The organism is Mycolicibacterium lutetiense (genome assembly GCF_017876775.1).
Classification (GTDB): domain Bacteria; phylum Actinomycetota; class Actinomycetes; order Mycobacteriales; family Mycobacteriaceae; genus Mycobacterium; species Mycobacterium lutetiense.
In genome coordinates, this window is the sequence record NZ_JAGIOP010000002.1 from 1,017,844 (window position 1) to 1,042,027 (window position 24,184).

At 67.0% G+C, this 24,184-nt stretch carries 28 protein-coding genes; 19 read left to right on the forward strand and 9 right to left on the reverse strand.

The genetic code is table 11. The features are described from left to right. Positions 1–56 precede the first annotated feature (56 nt). The 16 genes from JOF57_RS14205 to hypD all read left to right on the forward strand — a co-directional run bounded on the left by JOF57_RS14205 (position 57) and on the right by hypD (position 14,361). Positions 57–1,112 (forward strand): NADH-quinone oxidoreductase subunit B family protein, encoded by a 1,056-nt coding sequence (locus tag JOF57_RS14205; RefSeq protein ID WP_209917427.1) that lies wholly within the window; start codon positions 57–59, stop codon positions 1,110–1,112. 87 nt (positions 1,113–1,199) lie between these two features. Then, a complete protein-coding gene (locus JOF57_RS14210) occupies positions 1,200–2,996 on the forward strand; it encodes a nickel-dependent hydrogenase large subunit (protein ID WP_209917429.1) in 1,797 nt (598 codons plus the stop codon). 3 nt (positions 2,997–2,999) lie between these two features. Beyond that, positions 3,000–3,893 carry a NifU family protein gene (locus tag JOF57_RS14215; protein ID WP_209917431.1) on the forward strand — a complete coding sequence of 298 codons (894 nt, stop codon included), beginning with the start codon at positions 3,000–3,002 and terminating at the stop codon, positions 3,891–3,893. Continuing rightward, positions 3,890–4,522, forward strand: coding sequence for a DUF5947 family protein (locus tag JOF57_RS14220; RefSeq protein WP_209917433.1), 633 nt, complete (start codon positions 3,890–3,892; stop codon positions 4,520–4,522). Before JOF57_RS14215 ends, JOF57_RS14220 begins: the two co-directional genes overlap by 4 nt. Beyond that, entirely contained in the window at positions 4,519–5,154 is a 636-nt protein-coding gene (locus tag JOF57_RS14225; RefSeq protein ID WP_209917435.1) for a DUF6084 family protein, read from the forward strand. The genes JOF57_RS14220 and JOF57_RS14225 overlap by 4 nt, the downstream gene beginning before the upstream one ends. Then, entirely contained in the window at positions 5,151–6,470 is a 1,320-nt protein-coding gene (locus tag JOF57_RS14230; RefSeq protein ID WP_209917437.1) for a hypothetical protein, read from the forward strand. The genes JOF57_RS14225 and JOF57_RS14230 overlap by 4 nt, the downstream gene beginning before the upstream one ends. A gap of 12 nt (positions 6,471–6,482) precedes the next feature. Then, positions 6,483–6,602, forward strand: a complete 120-nt coding sequence (locus tag JOF57_RS31425) for a DUF6893 family small protein (RefSeq protein WP_407666572.1) — start codon at positions 6,483–6,485, stop codon at positions 6,600–6,602. A gap of 11 nt (positions 6,603–6,613) precedes the next feature. Continuing rightward, complete coding sequence (locus JOF57_RS14235; RefSeq protein WP_209923364.1) at positions 6,614–7,096, forward strand: hydrogenase maturation protease; 483 nt, start codon at positions 6,614–6,616, stop codon at positions 7,094–7,096. Between the two features lie 3 nt (positions 7,097–7,099). Beyond that, complete coding sequence (locus tag JOF57_RS14240; RefSeq protein WP_209917438.1) at positions 7,100–7,354, forward strand: HypC/HybG/HupF family hydrogenase formation chaperone; 255 nt, start codon at positions 7,100–7,102, stop codon at positions 7,352–7,354. Continuing rightward, positions 7,351–9,648 (forward strand): carbamoyltransferase HypF, encoded by a 2,298-nt coding sequence (gene hypF, locus JOF57_RS14245; protein ID WP_209917439.1) that lies wholly within the window; start codon positions 7,351–7,353, stop codon positions 9,646–9,648. Before JOF57_RS14240 ends, hypF begins: the two co-directional genes overlap by 4 nt. Before the next feature lie 4 nt (positions 9,649–9,652). Further along, positions 9,653–10,396 (forward strand): DUF6390 family protein, encoded by a 744-nt coding sequence (locus tag JOF57_RS14250; RefSeq protein ID WP_209917440.1) that lies wholly within the window; start codon positions 9,653–9,655, stop codon positions 10,394–10,396. After that, positions 10,393–11,148: a phosphoheptose isomerase family protein gene (locus JOF57_RS14255; protein ID WP_209917441.1), complete on the forward strand. Its 756-nt coding sequence runs from the start codon at positions 10,393–10,395 to the stop codon at positions 11,146–11,148. The genes JOF57_RS14250 and JOF57_RS14255 overlap by 4 nt, the downstream gene beginning before the upstream one ends. Before the next feature lie 3 nt (positions 11,149–11,151). Beyond that, positions 11,152–11,832: a D-sedoheptulose-7-phosphate isomerase gene (locus tag JOF57_RS14260; RefSeq protein WP_209917442.1), complete on the forward strand. Its 681-nt coding sequence runs from the start codon at positions 11,152–11,154 to the stop codon at positions 11,830–11,832. Further along, on the forward strand, positions 11,829–12,929 hold the full coding sequence (hypE, locus tag JOF57_RS14265; protein WP_209917443.1) for a hydrogenase expression/formation protein HypE: 1,101 nt from the start codon (positions 11,829–11,831) through the stop codon (positions 12,927–12,929). Before JOF57_RS14260 ends, hypE begins: the two co-directional genes overlap by 4 nt. Positions 12,930–12,946: 17 nt before the next feature. Continuing rightward, positions 12,947–13,219 carry a HypC/HybG/HupF family hydrogenase formation chaperone gene (locus JOF57_RS14270; RefSeq protein WP_155918855.1) on the forward strand — a complete coding sequence of 91 codons (273 nt, stop codon included), beginning with the start codon at positions 12,947–12,949 and terminating at the stop codon, positions 13,217–13,219. Between the two features lie 17 nt (positions 13,220–13,236). Next, a complete protein-coding gene (hypD, locus tag JOF57_RS14275) occupies positions 13,237–14,361 on the forward strand; it encodes a hydrogenase formation protein HypD (protein WP_209917444.1) in 1,125 nt (374 codons plus the stop codon). Between the two features lie 13 nt (positions 14,362–14,374). Here hypD and JOF57_RS14280 read toward each other — a convergent pair whose 3' ends face one another. The 3 genes from JOF57_RS14280 to JOF57_RS14290 all read right to left on the reverse strand — a co-directional run bounded on the left by JOF57_RS14280 (position 14,375) and on the right by JOF57_RS14290 (position 16,015). Next, positions 14,375–14,557, reverse strand: a complete 183-nt coding sequence (locus tag JOF57_RS14280) for a hypothetical protein (RefSeq protein WP_234938141.1) — start codon at positions 14,555–14,557, stop codon at positions 14,375–14,377. A gap of 81 nt (positions 14,558–14,638) precedes the next feature. Continuing rightward, positions 14,639–14,833: a DUF3046 domain-containing protein gene (locus JOF57_RS14285; RefSeq protein WP_209917447.1), complete on the reverse strand. Its 195-nt coding sequence runs from the start codon at positions 14,831–14,833 to the stop codon at positions 14,639–14,641. 9 nt (positions 14,834–14,842) lie between these two features. Beyond that, entirely contained in the window at positions 14,843–16,015 is a 1,173-nt protein-coding gene (locus JOF57_RS14290) for a glycosyltransferase (RefSeq protein ID WP_209917449.1), read from the reverse strand. A 40-nt stretch (positions 16,016–16,055) separates the two neighbouring features. On the opposite strand from JOF57_RS14290, the gene JOF57_RS14295 reads away from it, so the two are divergent. Next, positions 16,056–16,490 (forward strand): limonene-1,2-epoxide hydrolase family protein, encoded by a 435-nt coding sequence (locus JOF57_RS14295; protein ID WP_209917451.1) that lies wholly within the window; start codon positions 16,056–16,058, stop codon positions 16,488–16,490. A 7-nt stretch (positions 16,491–16,497) separates the two neighbouring features. On the opposite strand, the gene pspM is transcribed toward JOF57_RS14295, so the two are convergent. The 5 genes from pspM to pgsA all read right to left on the reverse strand — a co-directional run bounded on the left by pspM (position 16,498) and on the right by pgsA (position 19,891). Next, on the reverse strand, positions 16,498–17,316 hold the full coding sequence (gene pspM, locus JOF57_RS14300) for a phage shock envelope stress response protein PspM (protein WP_209917453.1): 819 nt from the start codon (positions 17,314–17,316) through the stop codon (positions 16,498–16,500). Between the two features lie 20 nt (positions 17,317–17,336). Then, on the reverse strand, positions 17,337–18,152 hold the full coding sequence (gene pspA / locus JOF57_RS14305) for a phage shock protein PspA (RefSeq protein WP_209917455.1): 816 nt from the start codon (positions 18,150–18,152) through the stop codon (positions 17,337–17,339). Positions 18,153–18,385: 233 nt separating this feature from the next. Next, a complete protein-coding gene (gene clgR / locus JOF57_RS14310) occupies positions 18,386–18,727 on the reverse strand; it encodes a transcriptional regulator ClgR (RefSeq protein ID WP_209917457.1) in 342 nt (113 codons plus the stop codon). Positions 18,728–18,819: 92 nt separating this feature from the next. Further along, on the reverse strand, positions 18,820–19,308 hold the full coding sequence (locus tag JOF57_RS14315) for a CinA family protein (RefSeq protein ID WP_209917460.1): 489 nt from the start codon (positions 19,306–19,308) through the stop codon (positions 18,820–18,822). Continuing rightward, a complete protein-coding gene (pgsA, locus tag JOF57_RS14320; RefSeq protein ID WP_209917464.1) occupies positions 19,286–19,891 on the reverse strand; it encodes a CDP-diacylglycerol--glycerol-3-phosphate 3-phosphatidyltransferase in 606 nt (201 codons plus the stop codon). Before pgsA ends, JOF57_RS14315 begins: the two co-directional genes overlap by 23 nt. A gap of 42 nt (positions 19,892–19,933) precedes the next feature. Here pgsA and JOF57_RS14325 point away from each other — a divergent pair, with 42 nt between their 5' ends. Together JOF57_RS14325 and JOF57_RS14330 are read left to right on the forward strand one after the other, a co-directional pair. Next, the gene (locus JOF57_RS14325) at positions 19,934–20,455 is read left to right on the forward strand and encodes an amino-acid N-acetyltransferase (protein ID WP_209917466.1); all 522 of its coding nucleotides are present in this window, start codon (positions 19,934–19,936) and stop codon (positions 20,453–20,455) included. Between the two features lie 25 nt (positions 20,456–20,480). Then, positions 20,481–21,500, forward strand: a complete 1,020-nt coding sequence (locus JOF57_RS14330) for a hypothetical protein (protein WP_209917468.1) — start codon at positions 20,481–20,483, stop codon at positions 21,498–21,500. Here the strand turns inward: JOF57_RS14330 and JOF57_RS14335 are convergent, their stop codons facing one another. Beyond that, positions 21,501–24,083 (reverse strand): FtsK/SpoIIIE family DNA translocase, encoded by a 2,583-nt coding sequence (locus tag JOF57_RS14335; protein WP_209917470.1) that lies wholly within the window; start codon positions 24,081–24,083, stop codon positions 21,501–21,503. Between the last annotated feature and the right edge of the window lie 101 nt (positions 24,084–24,184).

Here is a 24,184-nt window from a genome sequence, read left to right on the forward strand (position 1 = left end):
TGCGTCTGAATCGAGACGTTGGGGCTCACAGCCCGGGCCCCGGAAAGCTGTGACCTATGCCAACCGAGGCAGCAGTCAAAGCAGAAGAGACGCTGATCCACGTGCTGTGGATCAACGCCGGTCTGAGTTGTGATGGCGATTCGGTGGCGTTGACTGCCGCCACCCAGCCGAGCATCGAGGAGATCGCCCTGGGGGCGCTCCCCGGCCTGCCCAAGATCGCCATCCATTGGCCCCTGATCGACTTCGAGTGCGGGCCCACCGGAGGTGCCGACGATTTTCTCGCCTGGTTCTTCAAAGCCGACCGCGGCGAACTGGATCCGTTCGTCCTGGTCGTCGAGGGATCGATTCCGAACGAGCAACTCAAGAGCGAAGGCTATTGGTGCGGATTCGGTAACAACCCCGCCACCAATCAGCCGATGACCACCAGCGAATGGCTGGATCGGCTCACCCCCAAAGCCACGGCCGTGGTGGCCGTGGGCACCTGCGCCACCTACGGCGGGATTCACGCCATGGCAGGCAATCCGACCGGAGCCATGGGGGTGCCCGACTATCTGGGTTGGGACTGGAAGAGCAAGGCGGGCATTCCGATCGTCTGTGTCCCGGGTTGCCCCATCCAGCCCGACAATCTCTCCGAGACGTTGACCTACCTGCTCTACATGGCTACCGACCAGGCGCCGATGATCCCCCTCGACGAGGCGTTGCGGCCCCGATGGCTGTTCGGCAACACCGTGCACGAAGGCTGTGACCGGGCCGGTTACTACGAGCAGGGCGACTTCGCGACCGAGTACGGATCACCGAAATGCATCGTGAAACTGGGTTGTTGGGGCCCGGTAGTGAAATGCAATGTGCCCAAGCGGGGTTGGATCAACGGCATCGGCGGCTGCCCGAACGTCGGCGGCATCTGCATCGGATGCACGATGCCCGGGTTTCCGGACAAGTTCATGCCGTTCATGGATGAGCCTCCGGGCGGCAAGGTGTCCACCACGGCGTCGATGATGTACGGGTCGGTGATCCGCAACCTGCGCCGCGTCACCGGACAAACCGTCGACAAAGAGCCCAAATGGCGCCACCGCGGGACGAAGCTGGAGACCGGAGCCACCCGCACCTGGTAGCCCCAGTCCCCCTGCCGCCCAACACTGTCGACACACCGGACATCGACACCTTCGGTATCGCAGCGCATTCCATGAAAGAGAAGTTCGATGACGACCACAATTCCCGGACCCGCACAGGCGAAGCGCCAACCAGGTCAGCTGGTGGAGATGTCGTGGGATCCGATCACCCGAATCGTCGGCAGCCTCGGGATCTACACCAAGATCGACTTCGACAACCGCGAGGTCGTCGAATGCCACAGCACGTCCTCGATCTTCCGTGGCTATTCGATCTTCATGAAGGGCAAGGACCCGCGCGACGCGCACTTCATCACCAGTCGCATCTGCGGGATCTGCGGCGACAATCACGCCACCTGCTCGTGCTACTGCCAGAACATGGCCTACGGGGTCAAGCCCCCGCACCTCGGTGAGTGGCTGATCAATCTCGGTGAGGCCGCCGAGTACATGTTCGACCACAACATCTTCCAGGAGAACCTGGTCAGCGTGGACTACTGCGAGAAGATGGTGGCCGAGACCAATCCGAGCGTCCTGGCCAAGGCGGAGAACACCGCCGCGCCCCACGCCGACGCCCACGGATACCGCACGATCGCCGACATCATGCGTGCCCTCAACCCGTTCACCGGCGAGTTCTACCGGGAGGCGCTACAGGTCAGCCGTTGGACCCGCGAGATGTTCTGTCTGATGGAAGGTCGCCATGTCCATCCGTCCACGTTGTACCCCGGTGGCATCGGCACCAGCGCCACCGTGCAGTTGATGACGGACTACATGACGCGGCTGATGCGCTACATCGAGTTCATGAAGAAGGTCGTGCCGATGCATGACGACCTGTTCGACTTCTTCTACGAGGCGCTCCCCGGCTATGACAAGGTCGGCCTGCGCAGGACCCTGCTCGGCTGCTGGGGCTCGTTCCAGGACCCCGCGGTGTGCAACTTCGCCTACAAGGACATGGAGCGCTGGGGCGACGCCATGTTCGTCACCCCGGGCGTCGTCGTGGACGGCAAGCTGCTCACCCATTCCTTGGTGGACATCAATTTGGGAATCCGAATTCTGTTGGGCCACAGTTATTACGAGGACTGGTCAGATCAGGAGATGTTCGTCAGGACTGATCCGCTGGGCAATCCGATCGACCGGCGGCACCCGTGGAACCAGCACACCAACCCCCGGCCGCAGAAGCGGGACTTCGACGAGAGCTACAGCTGGGTGATGTCGCCGCGGTGGTACGACGGCAAGGACCACCTGGCACTGGACACCGGTGGTGGCGCGCTGGCCCGGATGTGGTCCACCGCGCTGGCCGGGCTCGTCGACATCGGCTACGTGAAAGCCACCGGCAGCAGTGTGCAGATCAACCTGCCGAAGACCGCCCTGCGGGGACCCGTCGAGTTCGAATGGAAGATTCCGCCCCAGGGCAGCAACACTATCGAACGCAATCGGGCCCGCACCTACTTCCAGGCCTACGCCGCGGCGTGTGCACTGCACTTCGCCGAGCAGGCCCTGGGCGAGATCCGGGCCGGCCGCACCAAGACCTGGGAGCGCTTCGAGGTTCCCGACGAGGGCATCGGGTGCGGGTTCACCGAGGCGGTGCGTGGTGTGCTCAGCCATCACATGGTGATCCGGGACGGCAAGATCGCCAACTACCACCCGTATCCGCCGACCCCGTGGAACGCCAGTCCCCGCGACTCTTACGGCACGCCCGGGCCGTACGAGGATGCGGTACAGGGCCAGCCGATCTTCGAGGAGAACGACCGGGAGCACTTCAAGGGCATCGACGTGATGCGCACGGTGCGCAGTTTCGACCCGTGCCTGCCGTGTGGCGTCCACATGTATCTGGGCGAGGGAAAATCACTGGAACTGTTGCACTCCCCCACCCAAGCAGCCACCGGGGAATGACGCATGCCGCCCGCTCAGACGCCGGTCCCGGACCATCCGGAAGACGACACGCGATGGCGCACAGCGGGTGATCGGATCGAGGCCCTGCTGGACGCCAGCGCGGCCGGCGGTCCCGGCGCGCTGCAGAACGCCGAACAACTCATCCGGGAGCTCACCGACCTCTACGGCGCGGCACTGGCGCGGCTGCTGCGCATCGCCACCAACCACTCCGCCGAGCTCGCTGAGGTGGCGGCCGCCGACAGTCTCGTCGCCAGTCTGCTTTTGGTGCACGGGCTGCATCCGCATCCCGTGCACCGTCGGATCGCTGACGCCCTCGACAAGGTCCGCCCCTACCTCGGATCCCACGGTGGCGATGTCGATCTGATCGAGGTTGACGGCCCCGTCGTGCGGTTGCGGTTCACCGGGAGCTGCAGGGGCTGCCCATCGTCGGCCGCCACGCTCGAGTTGACGATCGAGGATGCGATCCGGGCGGCCGCACCGGAAATCACGTCGATCGACGTCGTGGCCGACAGCCCGGCGCCGAATCTGATCCCGGCGCAGTCCCTGCTGGCCCGGGTGCATCCCGAGGGGCATCGCCCAGCCGCCTGGCAGCCGGTTCCCGCGATCGACGAGTTGACTGCCGGTGAGGTCGGCGGATTCGCGGTCGCCGGCAGCGCGGTGCTGGCCTGCCGGATCGGTGCGCAGCTGTTCGTCTACCGGGATCGCTGCCCGAAGTGCACCCGCGGGCTGGCCGGCGCCACGCTGGCCGGCGCCGTACTGCACTGTCCGTATTGCGGTTCCGGTTTCGACGTGGTGCATGCCGGGGCCGGCTGCGGCGGCGAGCATCTGGAGCCTGTTCCGCTGCTGGTGCGCGACGGCGTGTACTCGATCGCGCTGGCCGAGGAGGTCGCGTCGTGACCGGCCCCATCGATGTGCTGGCCCGCATCCGCGCCACGACGACTGCACCCGAGCGGAACGGCGAGAGCTGCGACATGTGCGCCGAACCGATCACCGAACCTCATCAGCATGTGGTCAATGTCGCAGGCCGCCAACTGATGTGCGTGTGTCGCGGCTGCTATCTGCTGTTCACCGACAGCCACGCCCAGCTGCACTACCGCGCCATTCCGGACCGCTACCTGAGGTTCGACGACTTCGCCCTCGGGCGACCCCTTTGGGAGACCCTCCAGATCCCGGTCGGCCTGGCCTTCTTCTTCGTCAACTCGGCACTGGGACGCGTGGTCGCGTTCTATCCGGGCCCCGCCGGGGCCACCGAATCCGAACTGCCACTGGATGCTTGGGCCACCGTAAAACGGTCCGATCCGAGAGTGGACCTGATCGCCGAGGACACCGAGGCGTTGCTGGTGCGTGTCCCCGACGACGAAACCCAGCCACCGACATGCCATGTGGTGCCGATCGACGCCTGCTACGAGTTCGTGGGACGGCTGCGGTTGTTGTGGCGCGGATTCGACGGTGGCCAGGAGTCGCGTAACTACATCGACGAGTTCTTCGCAGGCCTCATCGACCGCAGCGCGGTGGTGACGCGATGAGCGATCTCACGTTCACGGTCCTCGACATGGCGCCCGAACCGTACGCGGTGACCCCGATCCTGACCGCCCGAATCGCCATCACCACCGCCGGTGCCATCCCGGTGCATGCGGTAGCGCTGCGCTGCCAGGTCCGTATCGAACCGGGCCGGCGCAACTACACCGACGAAGAAGCCGCCGGACTGCTCGACTTGTTCGGCCCCCGCAACCGCTGGGGTATGACGCAACACACCTTCTTGTGGCAGCACAGCACCGCGATGGTGCCCGGATTCACCGGCAGCACCCAGGTCGAACTCCCGCTGACCGGCACCTATGACTTCGATGTCGCGGCGGCGAAGTATCTGCACGCGCTGCGCGGCGGGTCGGTGCCGCTGCGATTCCTGTTCAGCGGCACCGTCTTCACACCGGGGACCCACGGGTTCGCGGTCGAGCAGATCCCGTGGGACCGGGAGGACGTGTACGACATGCCGGTGACCGTGTGGCGACAGCTGATGGCACAGCATTTTCCGAACACCGGGTGGCTGCGACTCGGCCAGGACACGCTCGACGAGCTGGTCTCCTACAAGACCCGGTGGGGCATGCTGTCGTTCGACGAGGCGATCGACACGCTGCTGGCAAAGCAGGAGATCCGATGAGCGCCGATCTGGATCGGGTCCGCGCGGTGGCCGACGCGGTCCTCTACGAGGGCTATCTGCTCTACCCGTACCGGGCGAACTCGGCCAAGAATCAGTGCCGTTGGCAGTTCGGTGTACTCGGTCCGACCGATGCCGAGCGCAACGGCGTCGGTGAGGAAAGTTTGATGTCGGCACAGCTTTTGGTCCGCGGTGCCGGGAACCCACAGATCTCGGTGACGGTCCGGTTCCTGCAGCTGCAACGCCGGTCTGCCGAACGTCGCCGCGGCGACGGCACCTTCGAGCCCGTCGGAGAACTCGTCGCGGCGGGGCGGTCCTGGTTGAGCTGGGACGAGGCGGTGGAACAGCAGATCACGTTCGGCCCCTTCGACATCCGTGACCTGAGGGCTCCGCAGCTGCTGCCCATCGTCATCGATGCGGGCACCGATATCGAGAACGTCGAGGGTGGCCGGATCGTTCGCCACCGTCGCGGTCTGCGTGGCGAGCTCACGGTCCGTGCCGAATCCGACGACGGCCTGGTCCGGCTCACGATGTCGGTATGCAACTGTGCCGCACCGGTGTACGACAGGGACGACGCGATCGCGGTGTCACTGATCGGTGCCCACCTCATCACAGAGGTGACCGGCGGCGAATTCGTCTCGCTGCTGGAGCCGGACGAGTCGGCGGCCGCGGCCGCATCGCGCTGCCGGCAGCACCGGTGTTTCCCGGTGCTCGCCGGGCGGCCGGGCACACACGATCTGATGCTCGTCTCGCCGATCATCCTCTACGACCATCCGGAGATCGCCGAGCAGAGCCAGGGCGAGCTGTTCGACTCGTGCGAGATCGACGAGATCCTCACCCTGCGGGTCATGACGATGACCGATGAGGAGAAGGCCAGTGCCCGGGCCACCGATTCCCGCGCGGCGGCGATCATCGACCGGTGTGACTCGATGTCGCCGGAGGCGATGCTCGATCTGCACGGCGTCCTACGCGACCCGCACGCCGCGAGTCCGGGCCTGATTCCCGAGATACCTGACGGCATCGACTGGTGGGACCCCTCGGCCGACAACGCTGTTGATCCCGGCATCGACGCGGTGCTGATCAACGGGGTGCGGGTGTCCCGCGGCAGCCGGGTGCGGTTGCACCCGTCCCGACGCGCCGACGCGCAGGACATCTTCTTCGCCGACCGCACCGCACAGGTGGCCTCGGTTCACGAGGACGTCGACGGCGAGCGGCATATCGGCGTCGTGCTCGATGACGACCCCGCCGCTGATCTGCACGAGTGGTATGGCCGCTACCTGTACTTCGCCGCCGACGAAGTCGAGCCACTGCCACAGTGAGAGGAGTTCGAGATGGAAGTTGTGGGTTGGATCGCTGTCATCGCCGTCGCGGCGGTGGTGGTCGCCGGGGTCATGGTCGGAGTTCGGTCTATCCCCGATGCCAAGCGCTACCTGAAGATGCGCCGGATGTAGGCAGGAGCGCGATCACGTCCTCAGTTCTGGTGGCCGGCATCGGCAATATCTTTCTCGGTGACGACGGATTCGGTCCCGAGGTGATGAGTCGTCTGCCACCGAACCTCGCCGGTCCGGATGTCCGGCTGTGCGACTACGGGATTCGCGGTGTGCACCTGGCCTACGACCTGCTCGACGGCTGGGACTCCCTCGTCCTTGTCGACGCCTTGCCCTGCCGGGACCGGCCCGGCGCACTGCACGTGTTCGAGGCCGACCAGGAAAGTCTGTCGAGCACTTCGGGTCTGGACGCACATGCGATGGACCCGGCGGCGGTGTTCGCCAGTGTGCGGGCACTGGGCGGCAGCCCGCCCTACACCGTCGTCGTCGGTTGCGAGGTGGCCACGGTGACCGACGGTATCGGGCTCTCGGAACCCGTTGCGGCCGCAGTCCCGGGTGCCGTCGCAGCGGTCGAAGCCGCGGTGGCCCGGTTGTCGGCCCCGGTCAGGGAGGGCTGAGTCATGTGTCTGGGAATCCCCGGCCAGGTGGTCCGGATGCTGCCGGGATACGGCGGCCAGCTCGCGCTCGTCGACGTCGCGGGCGAGCACCGCAAGGTCAACGTCGGCATGCTGCCCGAGGAGACGTTCGTCCCCGGCGATTGGGTGATCATCCATATGGGTTTCGCGGTCGAGAAGACCGACCACGCCGGCGCCGACGCCGCGATGCAAGGCCTGGAGCTGCTGGGCAGGGGCCGCGACGCCGAGGCGCCACCGTGACCGCGCGGCGCCGGTTGCGCATCGGCGTGCACGGAGTCGTCCAGGGCGTGGGTTTTCGGCCGTTCGTCTACACCACCGCGGCCGCGCTCGGGCTGACCGGCTGTGTCCGCAACGACTGTTCCGGCGCCGTGATCGAGATCGAAGGTGCAACCGGCGATCTCGAGACGTTCCTGCACCGGCTGCGCACCGACCCCCCTGTCCTGGCCGTGATCGAATCCATCGAAACCCGGCCGATGCCCGTAGCCGGCGGGACCGGATTCACGATCGCCGATACCTCCAGGGCCGGCGGCGGCCGCACGCTGGCCTCTCCTGACGTGGCGATGTGCGCCGAATGCGCTGCCGAACAACGTGATCCGTCGAACCGCCGGTACCGCCACCCGTTCATCAACTGCACCAACTGCGGGCCCCGGTTCACCATCATCGCCACGCTGCCCTACGACCGCGACGCGACCACGATGGCGAGATTCGCGATGTGCGCCGAATGCGCGCGTGAGTACGCCGACCCGGCCGACCGCCGGTTCCACGCGCAGCCCGTGTGTTGCCCGGCCTGCGGCCCGAGCCTGCGATGGCGGGACGACTCCGGAACGCTCGTGGGTGAGGCCGCGCTGCGGCGCGCCAGGCGGCTACTCGCCGACGGTGCGACCCTCGCGGTCAAAGGTATCGGCGGCTACCACCTCGCGTGCGATGCGCAGAACACCGCCGCGGTCACCGAACTTCGCCGGCGGAAGCGCCGCGGCGACAAACCGTTCGCGGTGATGGTTCCGGACCTGGCCACCGCCCGTGAGATCACCGAGATCGATCACACCGCGGCCCGTGTGCTGTGCGGACCGCAGCGGCCGATCGTGCTCGTACCCAGGCTGTCGGCCGCCCGGGTCTCCGAAGCGGTCGCACCCCGCAACCCGGACCTGGGCATCCTGCTCGCCTACACGCCGCTGCACGCCCTGCTGTTCGGGCTCCCCGGTGACACTCCCGGCCCCACTGTGCTGGTGATGACGTCGGCCAACCTCAGCGGTGAACCGATCTGCTTCTCCGATGACGATGCAGTGGCGCGACTGTCATTGATCGCCGACGGATGGCTGATGCACGACCGCGAGATCCTGGTGCCCTGTGACGATTCGGTGGTCCGAGTCGCCGGCGGCGACGAGCTGGCCATCCGCAGGTCCCGGGGGTACGCGCCGCTGCCGGTCGCCCTGCCGGCCGCGGTGCCGCCGACCCTGGCGGTCGGCGCCGATCTGAAGAACACGATCGCCGTGGCCGAGGCCGAGTACGCCTGGCTGAGCGCCTACATCGGTGATATGGACAGCCTCGCCACGCTGTCGGCATTCGAGCGCGCGGTCCGCCATCTGGAGGCACTGACGGGCGTCGAACCCGAAACCCTGGTCTGCGACGCACATCCGGGGTACCGGTCCAGCGACTGGGCGCATCGCCAAGCCCGGTCCCACTCGGTACGCACGGTGCAGCACCATCACGCCCATATCGCCGCGGTGATGGCCGAACACGGCCTGGACGGTACGCAGCAGGTGCTCGGATTCGCCTTCGACGGAACCGGATATGGCCCCGACGGCACGGTGTGGGGTGGCGAGGTGATGCTCGCCGACTACAAGGGCTTCACCCGGGTCGCCCACCTCGCCCAGGTACCGCTGGCCGGTGGCGACGTGAGCGTGCTGCGCCCCTACCGGATGGCGCTCTCACATCTGTGGGCGGCGGGGCTGCCATGGGATGCCGACCTGCCGCCGGTCCGCGCGTGCCCCGCTGCCGAACGCCGCGCCCTGACACATCAACTGGCGACCGGAGCCGGGTGCGTTGCGACGTCGAGCATGGGCCGATTGTTCGATGCGGTGTCCGCATTGATCGGGGTACGGCAGACGGTGGTCTACGAGGCGCAGGCCGCGATCGAGCTGGAAGGGATCTCACGGCACACCGCGACGGGCGCATGCCAGTACGAGTTCGCGCGGGACAGCGCCGCGGCACCCATCATCATCGACCCGGCTCCGGTGCTCGCGGCGATCATCGGCGACCTGCGGGACGGCGTGCCACCGGCGGTGATCGGCGCTCGATTCCACCGCGCCGTCGCCGCACTCATCGTCGGGTTGACGCTCGAACTGTCGGAGACGCACGGTTACCCGGGTCAGCCGGTGGCGTTGTCGGGCGGGGTTTTCCAGAACGTGCTGCTGCTGGGCCTCACCCTGGCCGGGCTACGCGAACACGGCCTCCGGGTGATCACCCACCGCCGGGTGCCGCCGAATGACGGCGGAATCGCGCTGGGCCAACTGCTGGTCGGGAATGCGGGGTGACGCCATGACCGCACCGCCGACCCGGCACCTGCCCGCGGGATACCAGCTGTTCGCCCGGTATGCGTTCCCGCCCAACGAGCTCGGCTACTGCGGCCCCGCAGACACCGCGGCCCGGCCCGGGGACGACCCGGACGAGCTCGCCTCACGGGCACGCGAATTCGACGGGGCCTGGCCGTATCTACATTCCATCGCCGAGGCAACCGGCGCCGACCCGTTGGACGCGGACGTCGTTCGCAGCTATTGGGTGGGCGGGCCTCTGCTGGCGCGGGCGGATCCGAGCGTCCTGCTCACCCAACTGCGCAAGGCGTTCCAAGGGCAGGTGACCGGCCGGCTCGCCACCGTGACCACAGCCGGTCCCGGTGATGTGCTGGCACATCACAGCTTCCACGTGTTCGTCGTCTATCCGTGGATTCGGTTCCTGGACCGGGATCCGGACACGGCGCTGCGGGTGCTGCAGAACTGCCGGATCCGATGGGGCACGGTCAGATCGGTCGAAGCGGAGCACGTGGTGGTCGAGTCCGGCCCGTTGATACTGGACAACGACGTGCTCACGATCGGTGAGCCGGTCGCCGAACGGATCCGGTGGAGCCGCGACGGGAAATCCCTCACCGGCGTGCCCAGGCCGGGCGATACCGTTTCCGCGCACTGGGATTGGGTGTGCGACACGCTGACCCTCGACGAGACCTCGGCGCTGGCCGATGCCACCCGCGCCACCCTCAACCTGGTGAACACAGGAGGTCGACCATGAGTACGACGACACCGACCATCACCACCCCCACCGGGCCGCCGGGTGCCCATCTCGTCGACCAGGATCTGGCCGCCGATATCGCCGCAGCAGCGCTCGACGTGGCCCGGAAGTTCCACGACGGTGCCACGCTCTGGGTGATTGCGCCCCAATGGGAGCCGCACGCCCATCACGTGGCCGTCGAGTTCGTCCATCCGGTGATCGTCGGCAAGCGCGCGCTGCCCTCGGTCGCTCTGGTCGAGCCCGATCCGGTGGCCCAGGTGCGGGTGGCCAGTCAGCGGGGAGACCTGCTCCTGGCCGTGGCGTCGGCCGATCAGCCGGCCGCGGTCGACGCGATGCGGCGGGCCGGCGCCTGGGGTGTCACGACGTTGTGGATCGGCTGCGGCCCGCGCCCACCGGCCGGCGCCGCCCACCACATTCTGTGGGTGGACTCCGATGACCCGATGGTCCCGGCCACCGGCCGGTTCGTCCTGATCTACCACCTGCTCTGGGAACTCACCCACGTGTGCTTCGAACATCCCGGTCTGCTCACGGCCGAGCCCGAAGACACCGGGCAATCCTGTGTCACCTGCAGCGACGAAGGCCGCCAGGCCGAAGTCGTGATCCCACCCGCCGAACGGGGTGGGCGGGCACTGGTACGCAGTGCTGCCGGAGAGGAATGGGTGGAAAGCGCGATGCTCGATCGGGTCAGCGTCAACGACCTGATCCTGGTGCACGCGGGTACCGCGATCGCGCGGATGACGGAAGGCAGGTGAACCATGAGCCACAATGCACCTGAGAGCACCGGATTCCTCTACCCGTTCATCGAATCCGAAGAAACCGACGTCCGCGCGTTGCTTGACGACCTCGCCGCCTCGGCACGCGCAAAAGCAGCTGAAAGTGCCCGGCTACAACAGGACTCACTGCAGGAGTACGACGAGGGGCTGACCGCCGCGGGAGCCCTGATGGCCGACCGGTTCCTGCGGGGCGGTCGGCTCTACACCCTGGGAAACGGCGGCAGCTCGACCGATGCGGCCACGCTGGCCTCCCTGTTCAGCCGGCCCGCGCTGGGTAGGCCGGTGGCGGCCTGGTCGCTGGCCGCCGACGAGGCGGTGGTCACCGCGCTGGGCAATGACGTGGGTTTCGAGCTGATCTTCAAACGCCAGATCATCGCCCACGGCCGCGATCGTGATGTCGCCATCGCACTGTCGACGTCGGGCAATTCCGAAGACCTCATGACCGCGATCACCGAGGCCAAGCGGCGCGGTGTGCTCACCATCGGATTCTCCGGGCACGACGGCGGACGCATGGCGATCGAATCCGGCGAATCCGGTGATCTGGACTTCTGTTTCACCGTGCACAGCCAGAGCATCCATCGCATCCAGGAAAGCCACGCGATGCTCGGGTATCGGCTGTGGTCAGTGGTGCAGGACCAGATGTCGCGGGCGTACACATCATGAGCACCATCGAGACCTCGACTGCGGCCCAACGTGAGGATCGCGTGCTGGAGCGGATCGAGAAGTTCCGGCAGCGACGCCCCCGGCTCATCGACGAGGTCGTCACACTCGCGCACGGCGCAGGCGGAAAATCCTCTGCCGCACTGGTCGACGCAGTCTTCGTCGAGGCGTTCCGCAACCCCGAACTCGAGCAACTCGGCGATGCGGCCGTGCTGCGCACCCCGTCCGGTGACATGCTGGCGTTCTCCACCGACTCGTATGTGGTTGCTCCACACCGTTTCCCGGGCGGCTCGATCGGGCACGTCGCGGTGCACGGAACCATCAACGACCTCGCGGTGTCCGGCGCCCGCCCGCAATGGCTGTCGGCGGGCTTCGTCATCGAGGAGGGGTTCCCGATCACCGAACTGCGCGAGATCGTCGCCGACATGAGCGAGGCGGCGGCCCGCGCCGGGGTCCAGATCGTCACGGGCGACACGAAAGTCGTGGGCAAAGGCGCGGCCGACGGCATGTACATCTGCACGGCCGGAGTCGGAGTCATCCCCGCGGGCCGGCGCCTGTCCCGCGAGAACGTGCGCCCCGGGGACCGGGTTTTGCTGTCCGGCACGATCGGCGACCACGGAATGGCGGTCATGCTGGCCCGCGGCGACCTGGCCATCGACGCCGACATCATCTCCGACACCGCACCTGTGCACGAACTCGTCGAGATCCTGCTGGCCGCCGCACCGGCGACCCGGTGGATGCGGGACGCCACCCGCGGCGGTATCGGCACGGTGTGCAACGAGCTGGCCAAGGATTCACCGTTCGCGGTGATCCTCGACGAGAACCGCATTCCCGTCGAGCCGCAGGTGGCGGGGGCCTGTGACCTGCTCGGCATCGACCCGCTCTACGTGGCGAACGAGGGCAAGTTCCTCGCGATCGTCACCGCCGACGAGGCCGATGCCGCCGTCGCCGCGCTGCGCACACATCCGCAGGGCGCCCAAGCCGCGGTGGTCGGCGAGATCGTCGCCGAGCCGCCCGGGATCGTCGCGCTGCGAACCGCTTTCGGCGGCAGCCGGATCGTCGACATGCTCGTCGGCGATCCGCTCCCCCGGATCTGCTAGCTGAAAGGAGCCCTCCCATGTGTCTGGGCATTCCCGGCCAGGTGGTCGACATCGTCGACGCCGAGGCCCATCTCGCCAAGGTCGATGTGAATGGTGTCCGCCGGACCATCAGTGTGCGGCTGCTGGCCGATGACAACCTGCGGGTCGGCGACTGGGTGCTGGTGCACGTGGGTTTCGCGATGGCCAAGATCGACGAGCGCGAGGCGACACTCACGCTCGACCAGGTACAGAAAATGGGCGCCGACTACACGATGGAGATCGACGCCTTCAATTCCTCCGAAATCGCCTGAGGAAAAGGGGTTTTCGCATGAAGTTCGTCGACGAATTCCGCGACCCGGCGGCGGCCCGCGCCCTGGTGAAAGCCATCACCGAACTTGCCGCCGGTGACGAGTTCAAATTCATGGAGGTGTGTGGCGGCCACACCCACACCATTTACCGGCACGGGATCGAACATCTGCTCCCGGAGTCGATCGAGTTGGTGCACGGCCCCGGCTGCCCGGTGTGTGTGATCCCGATGGGCCGGGTGGATGACGCGATGTGGCTGGCCGAACAACCCGGTGTCATCTTCACCACGTTCGGCGACATGATGCGGGTACCCGGGTCGCGCGGCAACCTGATCGAAGCCAAGGCTCGCGGGGCCGACGTCCGGTTCGTCTACTCACCGCTCGACGCCCTCAAGATCGCCCGTGACAATCCCGAACGCCGCGTGGTGTTCTTCGCCGTCGGGTTCGAGACGACGGCGCCGTCGACGGCCGTGACCCTGGTGCGGGCCCGCGCGCTCGGTGTCGACAACTTCAGCGTGTTCTGCAACCACGTCACCATCGTGCCGCCGATCAAGGCCATCTTGGAGTCACCTGACCTGCGACTTTCAGGTTTTCTGGGCCCCGGGCACGTCTCGACGGTGGTGGGTCTGCGGCCCTACCGGTTCGTGCCGGCCGTCTATCACAAGCCGATCGTGGTGGCGGGATTCGAGCCGCTCGACATCCTGGCCTCAGTGCACATGCTGCTGCGCCAGATCCGTGCTGGCCGCTGCGAGGTCGAGAACCAGTACACGCGGGTGGTGCGGCCCGAAGGCAACACTGCGGCTCTCAAACTGATGGCCGAGACCTTCGAGCTACGGCCGCACTTCGAATGGCGCGGGCTCGGGTTCATCTCGCAGAGTGCGCTCAAGATCCACCCCGACTATGCCGACCACGACGCCGAGCTTATCTTCGACATGCCCGGGGTGCGGGTTGCCGATCCCAAGGCCTGCCAGTGCGGCGAGGTGCTCAAGGGCGTCATCAAGCCGTGGGAGTGCAAGGTGTTCGGGACTGCCTGCACACCGGAAACGCCGATCGGCACCTGCATGGTGTCCCCGGAGGGAGCGTGCGCGGCGTATTACAACTTCGGCAGATTGCACCGCGAAACCGCGCAGCTGCTACTGCGCCATTAGCGGTAGTTCGAGCTCAACGACGCCAGTTCGGAAAATTGTCGAGATCCCGCAGCGTCATGACGAACCCGAATGCGCCGACGGCGAGGACGAACAAATATCCGAGGGCCGCCTGCCACCCCGACAGAGTTGACGCAACCAACCAGCACAGCAGAACTGCTGCGATAACAAGCAGAACACCGTAGAAGGGTGTTCGCATCGGGTGGTCACCGAGACCCATAACTCCGGTATACGCCGAATCTGCGACGGGGAAAAGACCCGTCAGCTCACCAGTTGCTGTTCACCACTGATCGCGCGGGACATCGAAGTCCGCACACAACGCCCGCCACACACTGCGCGGCTCCACCCCGTCCTCGATGGCCTGCGCGGCGGTACGGCCGTGAAGAGCACCGAGCACGTGGTCGACGATCAGCGAACGACCCCGCATCGCGCCGAACTGGCCGTCTACGAGCTCATTGAATTCCGTCAACCGCACAGGCCCAACCTACCCAGCATCAGCCAAGGCGTCATGGCACACCCGTACCGGATCTGCCACCTCGGCCGCCGAGGCGCCGGCGCGCTGCGCGGCCGCACGGTAGGAGGAGGACCCGAGCACCGCGCCGACCGCCGCGGCCAGCGCATCCCCGGACAGTGGCCGCACCAGCTGCGCACTACCTTGGCGCACAACGCGATTGGCGAGCTCCCATTGATCACCGCCGCCCGGCACCACCACCATCGGCACACCGGACAACAGGGTCTTGGACACTATGCCGTGCCCGCCGCCGCAGATCACCAGGTCGGCATGCGACAGCAACTCGTCCTGGCGACCGAGCCCCACCGCCGCCCACGGCGGCACCTCCACGTCGGCCCCGCCGAGTCGCGACACCACCACGCGGGCCCCCTCCGGCAGCGTCTGGCCCGGGCGCAACGACTCCAACGCCAGTTCCGCCATTCCCTGCGTCCCGGTGGTCGCGGTGGACGGCGCCACCATTACGACCGGACCCGAACCCGGTGGCACGGCCAGTACCGCCTCGGTGGGCTCGAAATGCAGCGGACCCACCACCACAGCCTCGGCCGGCCAATCCGGTCGCGGCACCTCCAACGCCGGCAGGGTGGCAATCAACCGGCGCAACGGCCCGGGGTCCTGCACCGACAGACCGATGTCGGCCCGAACAGCGGCGCGCTCCACCAGGCCGGCCCGGAACGACCGCGCGGTCAGCGCGCGCATGACGGTGTCGCGCAACCGGCCACTCAGGCCGACACCCGGGGCCAGACCGCTGCCGAGCGGTGGCAACCCCTTCGACGGCAGGTACAGCGGATGCGGGCTGAGCTCGACCCACGGCAGACCGAGCAACTCGGCAGCCAGTCCGCCACAGGCGGTGATCACATCGGAGACCACCAGATCCGGCCGCAGTTCGCCCAACCCGGGCACGTTGAGCTGCGCCATCCGCCCGGCGCGCTGGTGGATCTTCGCCCCGGCATCGGCATCGTCGTCACCGTCGGCCGGATCGAGTCCGACGAGTTCGATCGCGTCGACACCGGCGGCCCGTGCGGTGTCGAGCCATTCCACCCCGGTCAGCAGCGTCGGGATATCCCCCGCGGCCAGGAACTTCAGGCACAACGCAAGGGCCGGGAAAGCATGTCCGGGATCGGGTCCGGCGACCACAGCTACGCGCACCGGCCTACCCTGCCACAGCCGTGCCCACTAGGCTTCGGGCATGGCTGACCAATCCACCACCGCAACGCAGACCCCGACCGCGACGGTCGAGAGGTTCCTCAATGCGCTGCAGGAGCAGGACATCGACACAGCCGAGGGCACACTGGCGCAGAACCTGGTCTACCAGAACGTCGGTTTTCCGACCGTCTACGGGCGCAACCGCACCATCAAGCTGTTCCGCTCGATGCCGAAGTGGATGGGCTTCGAGGTCAAGATCCATCGAATCGCCGCCGACGGTGCCGCCGTGCTCACCGAGCGCACCGATGTCCTGGCATTCGGCCCGCTGCGCGTGCAGTTCTGGGTATGCGGCGTGTTCGAGGTGCACGAAGGCCGCATCACCCTGTGGCGGGATTACTTCGACATGCTCGACATGGTCAAGGCAACGGTGCGCGGCCTCGTCGGTGTGGTCGTCCCGTCCCTGCGCACATCCCTGTAACGGCGGTTCAGGCGCGGCGCAGCTGACCGAGTTCGTCGAACGCCTGCGCCCAGCCGACCAGACGATCGGTGGCACCGGTCAACTCATTGCGATAACGCTGCTGTGACAACGGTGACGCCACGGCCTGGCCGCTGTTCACCGTTGACACCAGTTGGGCTGCAGCAGTGACCATTTCGTTGTACTGCCGCACACCCTGACCGAGCTGGGCGGTGAAGGCGTTGATGGTCGGTACCAGATGCTGGCGCGCCTGCGGAGCGCTACCCATCGCGCGCTCCATCGAGACCACCTCGGTCGCGGTGGCCGCCATCGTCCGTGCGGTCTGGTTGGCCACCACGGTCAGCTCCCGCAGTTCGCCGGCCGGCAACATCCGCCCGCGCTCCAGAACACCGAGCAGCGAGAACATGCCCCGCTCAGAGGCCATCAGCGCCGCCATCGGCTGACGGGCAGCCGAGCCCCAGGGCGGCAACCGACGTCCCGAGACCGGCCGCTCCACCGGGAGCGGCTCGGCACGCAGCCACCGGTAACGCAACCAGAACAACGTCGCCGGGAACGCCGCACCCGCCGCGATCGCGCCGGCGATGATCAGACCCCAGACCGGTGTGCTCCACGACGCCAGCAGCGCCGTCACGAGCACCCAGAACCCACTGGACAGGGTGAAGAACACCGCGAAGCGCACCGCCCACCGCCGCTTGCGCAGCAATTTTGCGCGCGGATCAGCGGCGGCACTGAGCTTCTCGGTGAGAGCCCCCGACAGGTCTGCCGCGGTATCGATCCCCCGTTGCACCAACGACTTCCAGGCGTCGGTTCGACCGGTCTTGGTAGCCATGATCTAGGACACTCGAATCTCTACTGGCCGAGCGGTTTTTCCGGGGCGGCCGGGGTCTGGTTGGCGGCCGGGGTGGCCGGCGTGGCCTGGGAAGCACCTCCGCTGGGCAGCGCATCGCCGCGCATCGAGGCACGGATCTGCTCGAGCCGGGAGTGACCGGCCATCTGGACGCTGGCCTGCTGCACCTCCATCATGCGGCCCTGCACAGAGTTCTGCGCCAGCTCGGCCTCACCCATGGCGTTGGCGTAACGACGTTCGATCTTCTGGCGCACCTCATCGAGACTCGGGGTGGTACCCGGTGCGGCAACCTCACTCATCGAGCGCAGCGAGGCACTGACCTGCTCCTGCATCTTGGCCTGCTCGAGCTGGGACAGCAGCTTGGTGCGTTCGCCGATCTTCTGCTGCAGCATCATCGCGTTCTGCTCGACGGCTTTCTTGGCCTGCGCGGCGGCCTGCAGGGCCTGGTCGTGCAGCGCCTTGAGATCCTCGACGCTCTGCTCACCGGTGACCAGCTGGGCGGCGAACGCCTCGGCGGCGTTGGTGTACTCGGTCGCCTTGGCCGCGTCACCGGCGGCGGTCGCCTGGTCGGCCAGCGTCAGTGCCTGCCGGACGTTGGCCTGCAGCTTCTCGATGTCGGCGAGCTGGCGGCTGAGCCGCATCTCCAGCTGGCGCTGGTTGCCGATGACCTGGGCGGCCTGCTGGGTGAGTGCCTGGTGCTGACGCTGCGCGTCCTCGATCGCCTGCTGGATCTGCACCTTCGGATCGGCGTACTCGTCAACCTTGGAGCTGAACAGCGCCATCAGGTACTTCCACGCCTTGACGAACGGATTGGCCATGGGTTCGTTCCGCCTTATCTGGTCGGGCTTGTCGGTCAGGCTTGTCTAGCAAGCCCGTGCTCGGGTCCTACTGCTCTTCAGGTTGCCGCACTTCCTCTGATGCCAACTTATCGGTTATGGGCAGACAGCCACAGCCCCGCGGGCTGTTCGCCTGGGTGTTTCTACGAAAATTCGCACAGTCACCGACGAGCAGCGCGACCGATCCGGCATCGCGGCGTGGTCTCAGGCCAAGATCACGCGACGGCCATGACCGCGGCCTGCGGAATGACCATCTTGGTGGCGGCGTCGATGTGGGCGACATTCGCGTGGGCCGGCACCTTGGTGGCTGCACTGACGTGTTCACGCTCGGCCATGTTCTCGCCTGCATCGGTGAGTACCCGCGAGAGCGGGACATCCAGGGCGTCGCAGATGGCACCCAGCAGTTCGCTGGAGGCCTCCTTGCGACCGCGCTCGACTTCGGAGAGGTAGCCAAGGCTCACCCGCGCCGCGTCGGATACTTCGCGCAGGGTGCGTCCCTGCTCAGTGCGGGCATGACGCAGCACGTCGCCAATCACCTCGCGCAGCAATGTCGTCATCGCGCTCTCCTTCGCTTCGCCTGTCGCAGGTTCGCTAACTGACCAACGCCGCCGGTCGCTGCTTGGTTCCCGAAGGAAACCAGGATCTGGAGTTACTGGTTCTCGACCAGGAAACGCAACCGGGCGATCGCCTCGTCGACTGCGGCGCGGCGGATGTCCCAGCGTGAACCGGGTAGGGACAACTCCACGACTTCGGTGTCGACCGGGCCGGCCAGGCCGATGAACACCGTGCCCACCGGGTGTCCGCCGTGCGGTTCCGGCCCCGCCACGCCGGTGAGGCCGATACCCCAGGTCGCTGAGCAGCGCTGCCGGGCGCCGACCGCCAGCGCCCGCGCCGTCGGCGCCGCGACCGGACCGACCGCGTCGAGCACCTGGGGAGCCACTCCGGCCAGCCAGATCTTGGTGTCTTCGTTGTAGGTGATCAGGCCGCCCTGCAGCACCGCGCTGGCCCCGGTCACCCCGGCCAGCGTCGCCGCGAGCAGTCCGCCGGTCAGCGACTCGGCGGTGGCCACGCTCTGCGCGCGCACCGTCAGGTCGGCGACCAGCACCCTGGCGTCCTCAGTGAGCAGCGGATCGTCCACGCGAATCCCTCATCGCAGATATGACGTAGTCGGCGCCGGTGAGCACGGTCAGCACCACAGCGGCCCACATGATCAGCCAGGCGATGTTGAGCCACACATCGGGCCACGCGTGCAGCGGCAGCACGAACAGCCCGATCGCCACGGCCTGCACCAACGTCTTGAGCTTGCCGCCGCGACTGGCCGGGATCACGCCGTGCCGCAGCACCGCGAAACGCAGCACCGTGATCCCGATCTCACGGGTCAGCACCACCGCGGTGATCCACCACGGCAGGTCGCCCAGCATCGAGAGGCCGATCAGCGCCGCCCCGATAAGGGCTTTGTCGGCGATCGGATCGGCCAAAGTGCCGAACTCGGTGATCATCCCGTAGCTGCGAGCCAAGGCCCCGTCGAAATGGTCGGTGATCACCGCGATCGCGAACACCGCGAAAGCGGCTATTCGCCAGCTGGTTTCATGCCCGTCACCGACGAACAGAAATACGAGGAACACCGGAACGAGCACCATCCTCACACCGGTGAGCATGTTGGCGAGGTTGGCCACGCGCGCGCGCGGGACCACCGGATCGGTAGAAGGTTGGCCCGGCACCGCAACAGAATATCGGTTGCCGGAACCGATACTCTTGCGGCTGTGAACCCAGGCAGTGTCGAGTCGCGCCAGCGCCCTGTGGTCCGCCGCGCCCGCACGTCCGATGTTCCGGCGATCAAGACCCTGGTCGATGTCTATGCGGGCAAGATCCTGCTGGAAAAAAACCTGGTGACGCTGTACGAGGCGGTCCAGGAATTCTGGGTGGTCGAACTCGACGGCGAGCTCGTCGGATGTGGCGCACTCCATGTGCTGTGGGCCGATCTCGGCGAGGTACGCACCGTGGCCGTGCACCCGAAGGTTCGCGGTACCGGTGTCGGGCATGTGCTCGTCGAGCAGTTGCTCGACGTGGCCCGCGATTTGCACCTACGCCGGATCTTCGTGCTGACCTTCGAGGTCGACTTCTTCGGTAAGCACGGTTTCGAGGAGATCGAGGGGACTCCGGTGACCGCCGAGGTGTACGAGGAAATGTGCCGCTCGTATGACACCGGTGTGGCGGAGTTCCTCGACCTGTCCTACGTCAAGCCCAACACCTTGGGCAACACCCGGATGCTGCTCACGCTGTAAACCTGCGTCAATTCAAGGGGGGATTGTGCGGAGATCGACAGCGGCGGTGCTGCCGAAAACGTTGGCGCTGGCCGTCATCGGCGTGTCCGTCGGGACCGGCGCGTCCGGTTGCGGTCTGCTCGGGGACCTCCTCGGCGGGCACAAATCCGCCGTGGAGGCAATCGCCGGCCAGTTGAAGTCGATGCCGGGCATATCCAGCGTCGACCTCGGCTACACCAACAACATCAGCAGCGGGGAGCAGATCCGACTCACGGCGGAGGTGGCTTCCTCGGCAACACCGGAGCAAGCCGGCGCGGCGGCCAGGATGTTCGCCGAACAGGGCCTGCATCGGCGCCTCGACCGCGCCAACTCCGCCGAGTTGGCGCTGACCTACCCGCTCGGCCTTACCCGTCCCAACTACTACCTGCGCAGCGACTCCAGCGCGAATATCAGTGTGGAGTCCGGGCTGGATGGAATGTTGGTCGCCGACACCGTCGCCACCTGGTTGAGCGCGGCACGCGCACCGATCGTCGAGTCGGTGCTGACCACCCCGACCTGGGGTGAGACCGATTCCTTCGACACCACAGTCGCGTTGCGCCCGGAGACGACCGCCGCGCAGGCCGAGGCGCTGCAACAACAGTTGCCCGGCCTGAGTGACGCGACCTGGGAAATCAACGCGTTCGACGAGCCCAACACGCGGCCCAACATCTTTCGCACCAATCCCGGACCGCCGACGGCAAAAGTTCTGACGCTGTGGCAGCAGGTCAGCGACGCCGTTGCTCCGTATGGCCACGTGAGCGGCGTCAGCAATGGGCCCGGGCAACGAGTCCCGGGAACCTCAGTGGAGGTCGAGTTGCCTACCGGTCGCGGCGCCGAACCCGACCAGCAGCGCATTGCGCACGCCGTGGCCGCGCTGCTGAGCCAGTTCGGTCAACCAGTCACGCTGGAGTCGCATGCCGGTGCGGGTCCGATCGAGGTGCAGATCGGCGGCTGTTTCCAGCATGAACCCCAACACCGACGCCTCGCACTCGAACTGGAGCTAGCTGCCCAGTACGAGAAGTGCTGATCAGAACCCGTCCTGATGATCGTCGGCGTCGGCCCCGTTGGCGTCCGAGCCGCCCTGGATCAGCATCAGCGTGCCGGCCAACTCGTCGGGCTTGACGAGCACCTCCCGCGCCTTGGAACCCTCGGACGGACCGACGATGCCGCGGGTCTCCATCAGGTCCATCAGGCGGCCGGCCTTGGCGAACCCGACCCGCAGCTTCCGCTGCAGCATCGAGGTGGACCCGAACTGGCTCGACACGACCAGTTCCACGGCCTGCAGGAAGACGTCCATGTCGTCGCCGATGTCGCTGTCGATGTCGCGCTTCTCGACGGTCTTGACCGTGACGCCGTCGATGAACTCGGGCTGGGCCTGCTGTTTGGTGAATGCCACCACGGCCTGGATTTCGTCGTCGCTGACGAAGGCGCCCTGCACGCGGATCGGCTTGGGCGCTTCCGACGGCTGGAACAGCGCGTCACCCTTACCGGTGAGCTTTTCGGCGCCGATCTGGTCGAGGATGACGCGCGAGTTGGTGGCGTTGGTCACCCCGAACGCCATGCGGGACGGCACGTTGGCCTTGATCAGGCCGGTCACCACCGACACCACCGGCTGCTGGGTCGCGAGCACCAGGTGAATACCCGCGGCGCGGGCCTTCTGGGTGATGCGCACGATGGCGTCCTCGACGTCACGCGGTGCCTGCATCATCAGGTCGGCGAGCTCGTCGACGACGCAGAGGATGTACGGATAGGTCTTGTAAACCCGCTCACTGCCCAGCGGTGTGGTGATCTCGCCCGAGCGCACCTTCTTGTTGAAGTCGTCGATGTGCCGGACACCGCTGGCGCTCATGTCCTGGTAGCGCTGCTCCATCTCCTCGACCAGCCAGGCCAGCGCCGCGGCGGCCTTCTTCGGGTCGATGATCACCGGCGTGATCAGGTGGGGAATCCCCTGGTACGGCGGGAACTCCACCATCTTCGGGTCGATGAGGATCATCCGGACCTCGTCCGGAGTGGCCCGCTGCAGCACGGACACCAGCATCGAGTTGATGAAGCTCGACTTACCCGAACCGGTGGAGCCGGCGACCAGAAGGTGCGGCATCTTGGCCAGGTTGTAGCTGATGAAGTGGCCTTCGACGTCCTTGCCGATGCCGAACACCATCGGGTGGTGGTCCTTGCGGGTGCTGGGCGCGCTCAACACATCCTTGAGCCGCACCATCTCGCGGTCGCTGTTCGGCACCTCGACGCCGACCGCGGACTTGCCGGGGATCGGGGCCAGCAGGCGGATGTGCTCGTTGGCCACCGCGTAGGCCAGGTTGCGCTGCAATTGGGTGAATCGCTCGACGCGGACACCGGGCCCGAGCTCGATCTCGTACCGGGTGACGGTCGGGCCGCGCTGGAAACCGGTGACGGTGGCGTCGACCTTGAACTGCTCCATCACCTCGGTGATGGCGTTCACGATGCGGTCGTTGTCCCGGCCGACCCGCTTCGGTGGGTCACCGTCGGCCAGCAGGTCCAGCGGCGGCAGGGTGTAGTCGCCCTCGACCACCCGGTCGATCACCAGGGTGTCGTCGTTCTTGGGTTTGGCCTCCGAGCTGGTACCAGCCTTGGCCTCGACCTTCTTGCGACGCGGCTTGACCGCGGGCTCTGGGACGGTCGGCGCATCGGCGTCGTCGGGCAGCGGGTAGTTGTCCATCGGGGTGCCGGTCGGCGCCTTGGGCGCCTCGATCGCGGCTGTTGGCCAGGTCTGGGCCTGCGTATCGCCTCGCGCGGTGTCGTCGTCGTAGTAACCGTCGGACAGATCGTCGTCTTCGTCGTACTCGTCGACGTAGTCCCCGTCGTACTCGTCGTCGTAGTCATCGTCGTGGAATGCCCGCGTGCTGAACATCGTCTGCAGGGTCGAGGGCACCTCGCGGATGGTCGTGCCCGTGATGAGCAACAGACCGAACAGCGTGCCCATGAACAGCAGCGGTGCGGCGATCCACGCGGTCAGGCCGTCGGACAGGGGCCCACCGATGGCGAAGCCGACGAATCCGGCAGCGTGCTGACGCGCGAGGGGATCCTGCGGAGATCCCGACCACAAGTGCCACAGGCCGAGCAGCGGCAGCGCGATCATGGCCGATCCCAGGATCAGCCGGGGGCGCGACTCCGGATCCGGCTCGGTGCGCATCAGTACAACGGCGATGCCGCCGAGGATGACGGGCGCGAGCACCACCGGCCCACCGATCAGGGTGCGCAGGGCGGTGTCGATCCACTGCCCCACCGGGCCGGCCGCGTGGAACCACGAGCTGGCGGCGACGACGACGGCGATTCCGAGCAGTGCCAGGGCCAGACCGTCGCGACGATGACCGGGTTCGATGTCGCGGGCGCGGCCCACCGAGCGGGCGGTCGAACCTGCGCCCTTGGCGAGCATCAGCCAGCCCGCGCGAGCCCCCTGGCCGAGCTTCTGGCCGGCGGCGGAGACGGGCGAGGTCTGTGGCCGGCGTGCGGGCTTACGCCGTGGCGCAGCCGGGCGGCCCTTGCGGGCCGGTGCCTGACGCCGCGAACCGCCCCGCGAGCTGGCATTCGACCTGCTCGAACGCGCTCCGGACCGGCCGGCGGTCTTGTTAGCCATGCCCGCAAGCCTAGTCGCATGTGCCCCACAATCAACATCTGCAACACGGGTCACAAGACGGTATCGAATGACACTTAGCCATACGAACCGAATTTGCCGGC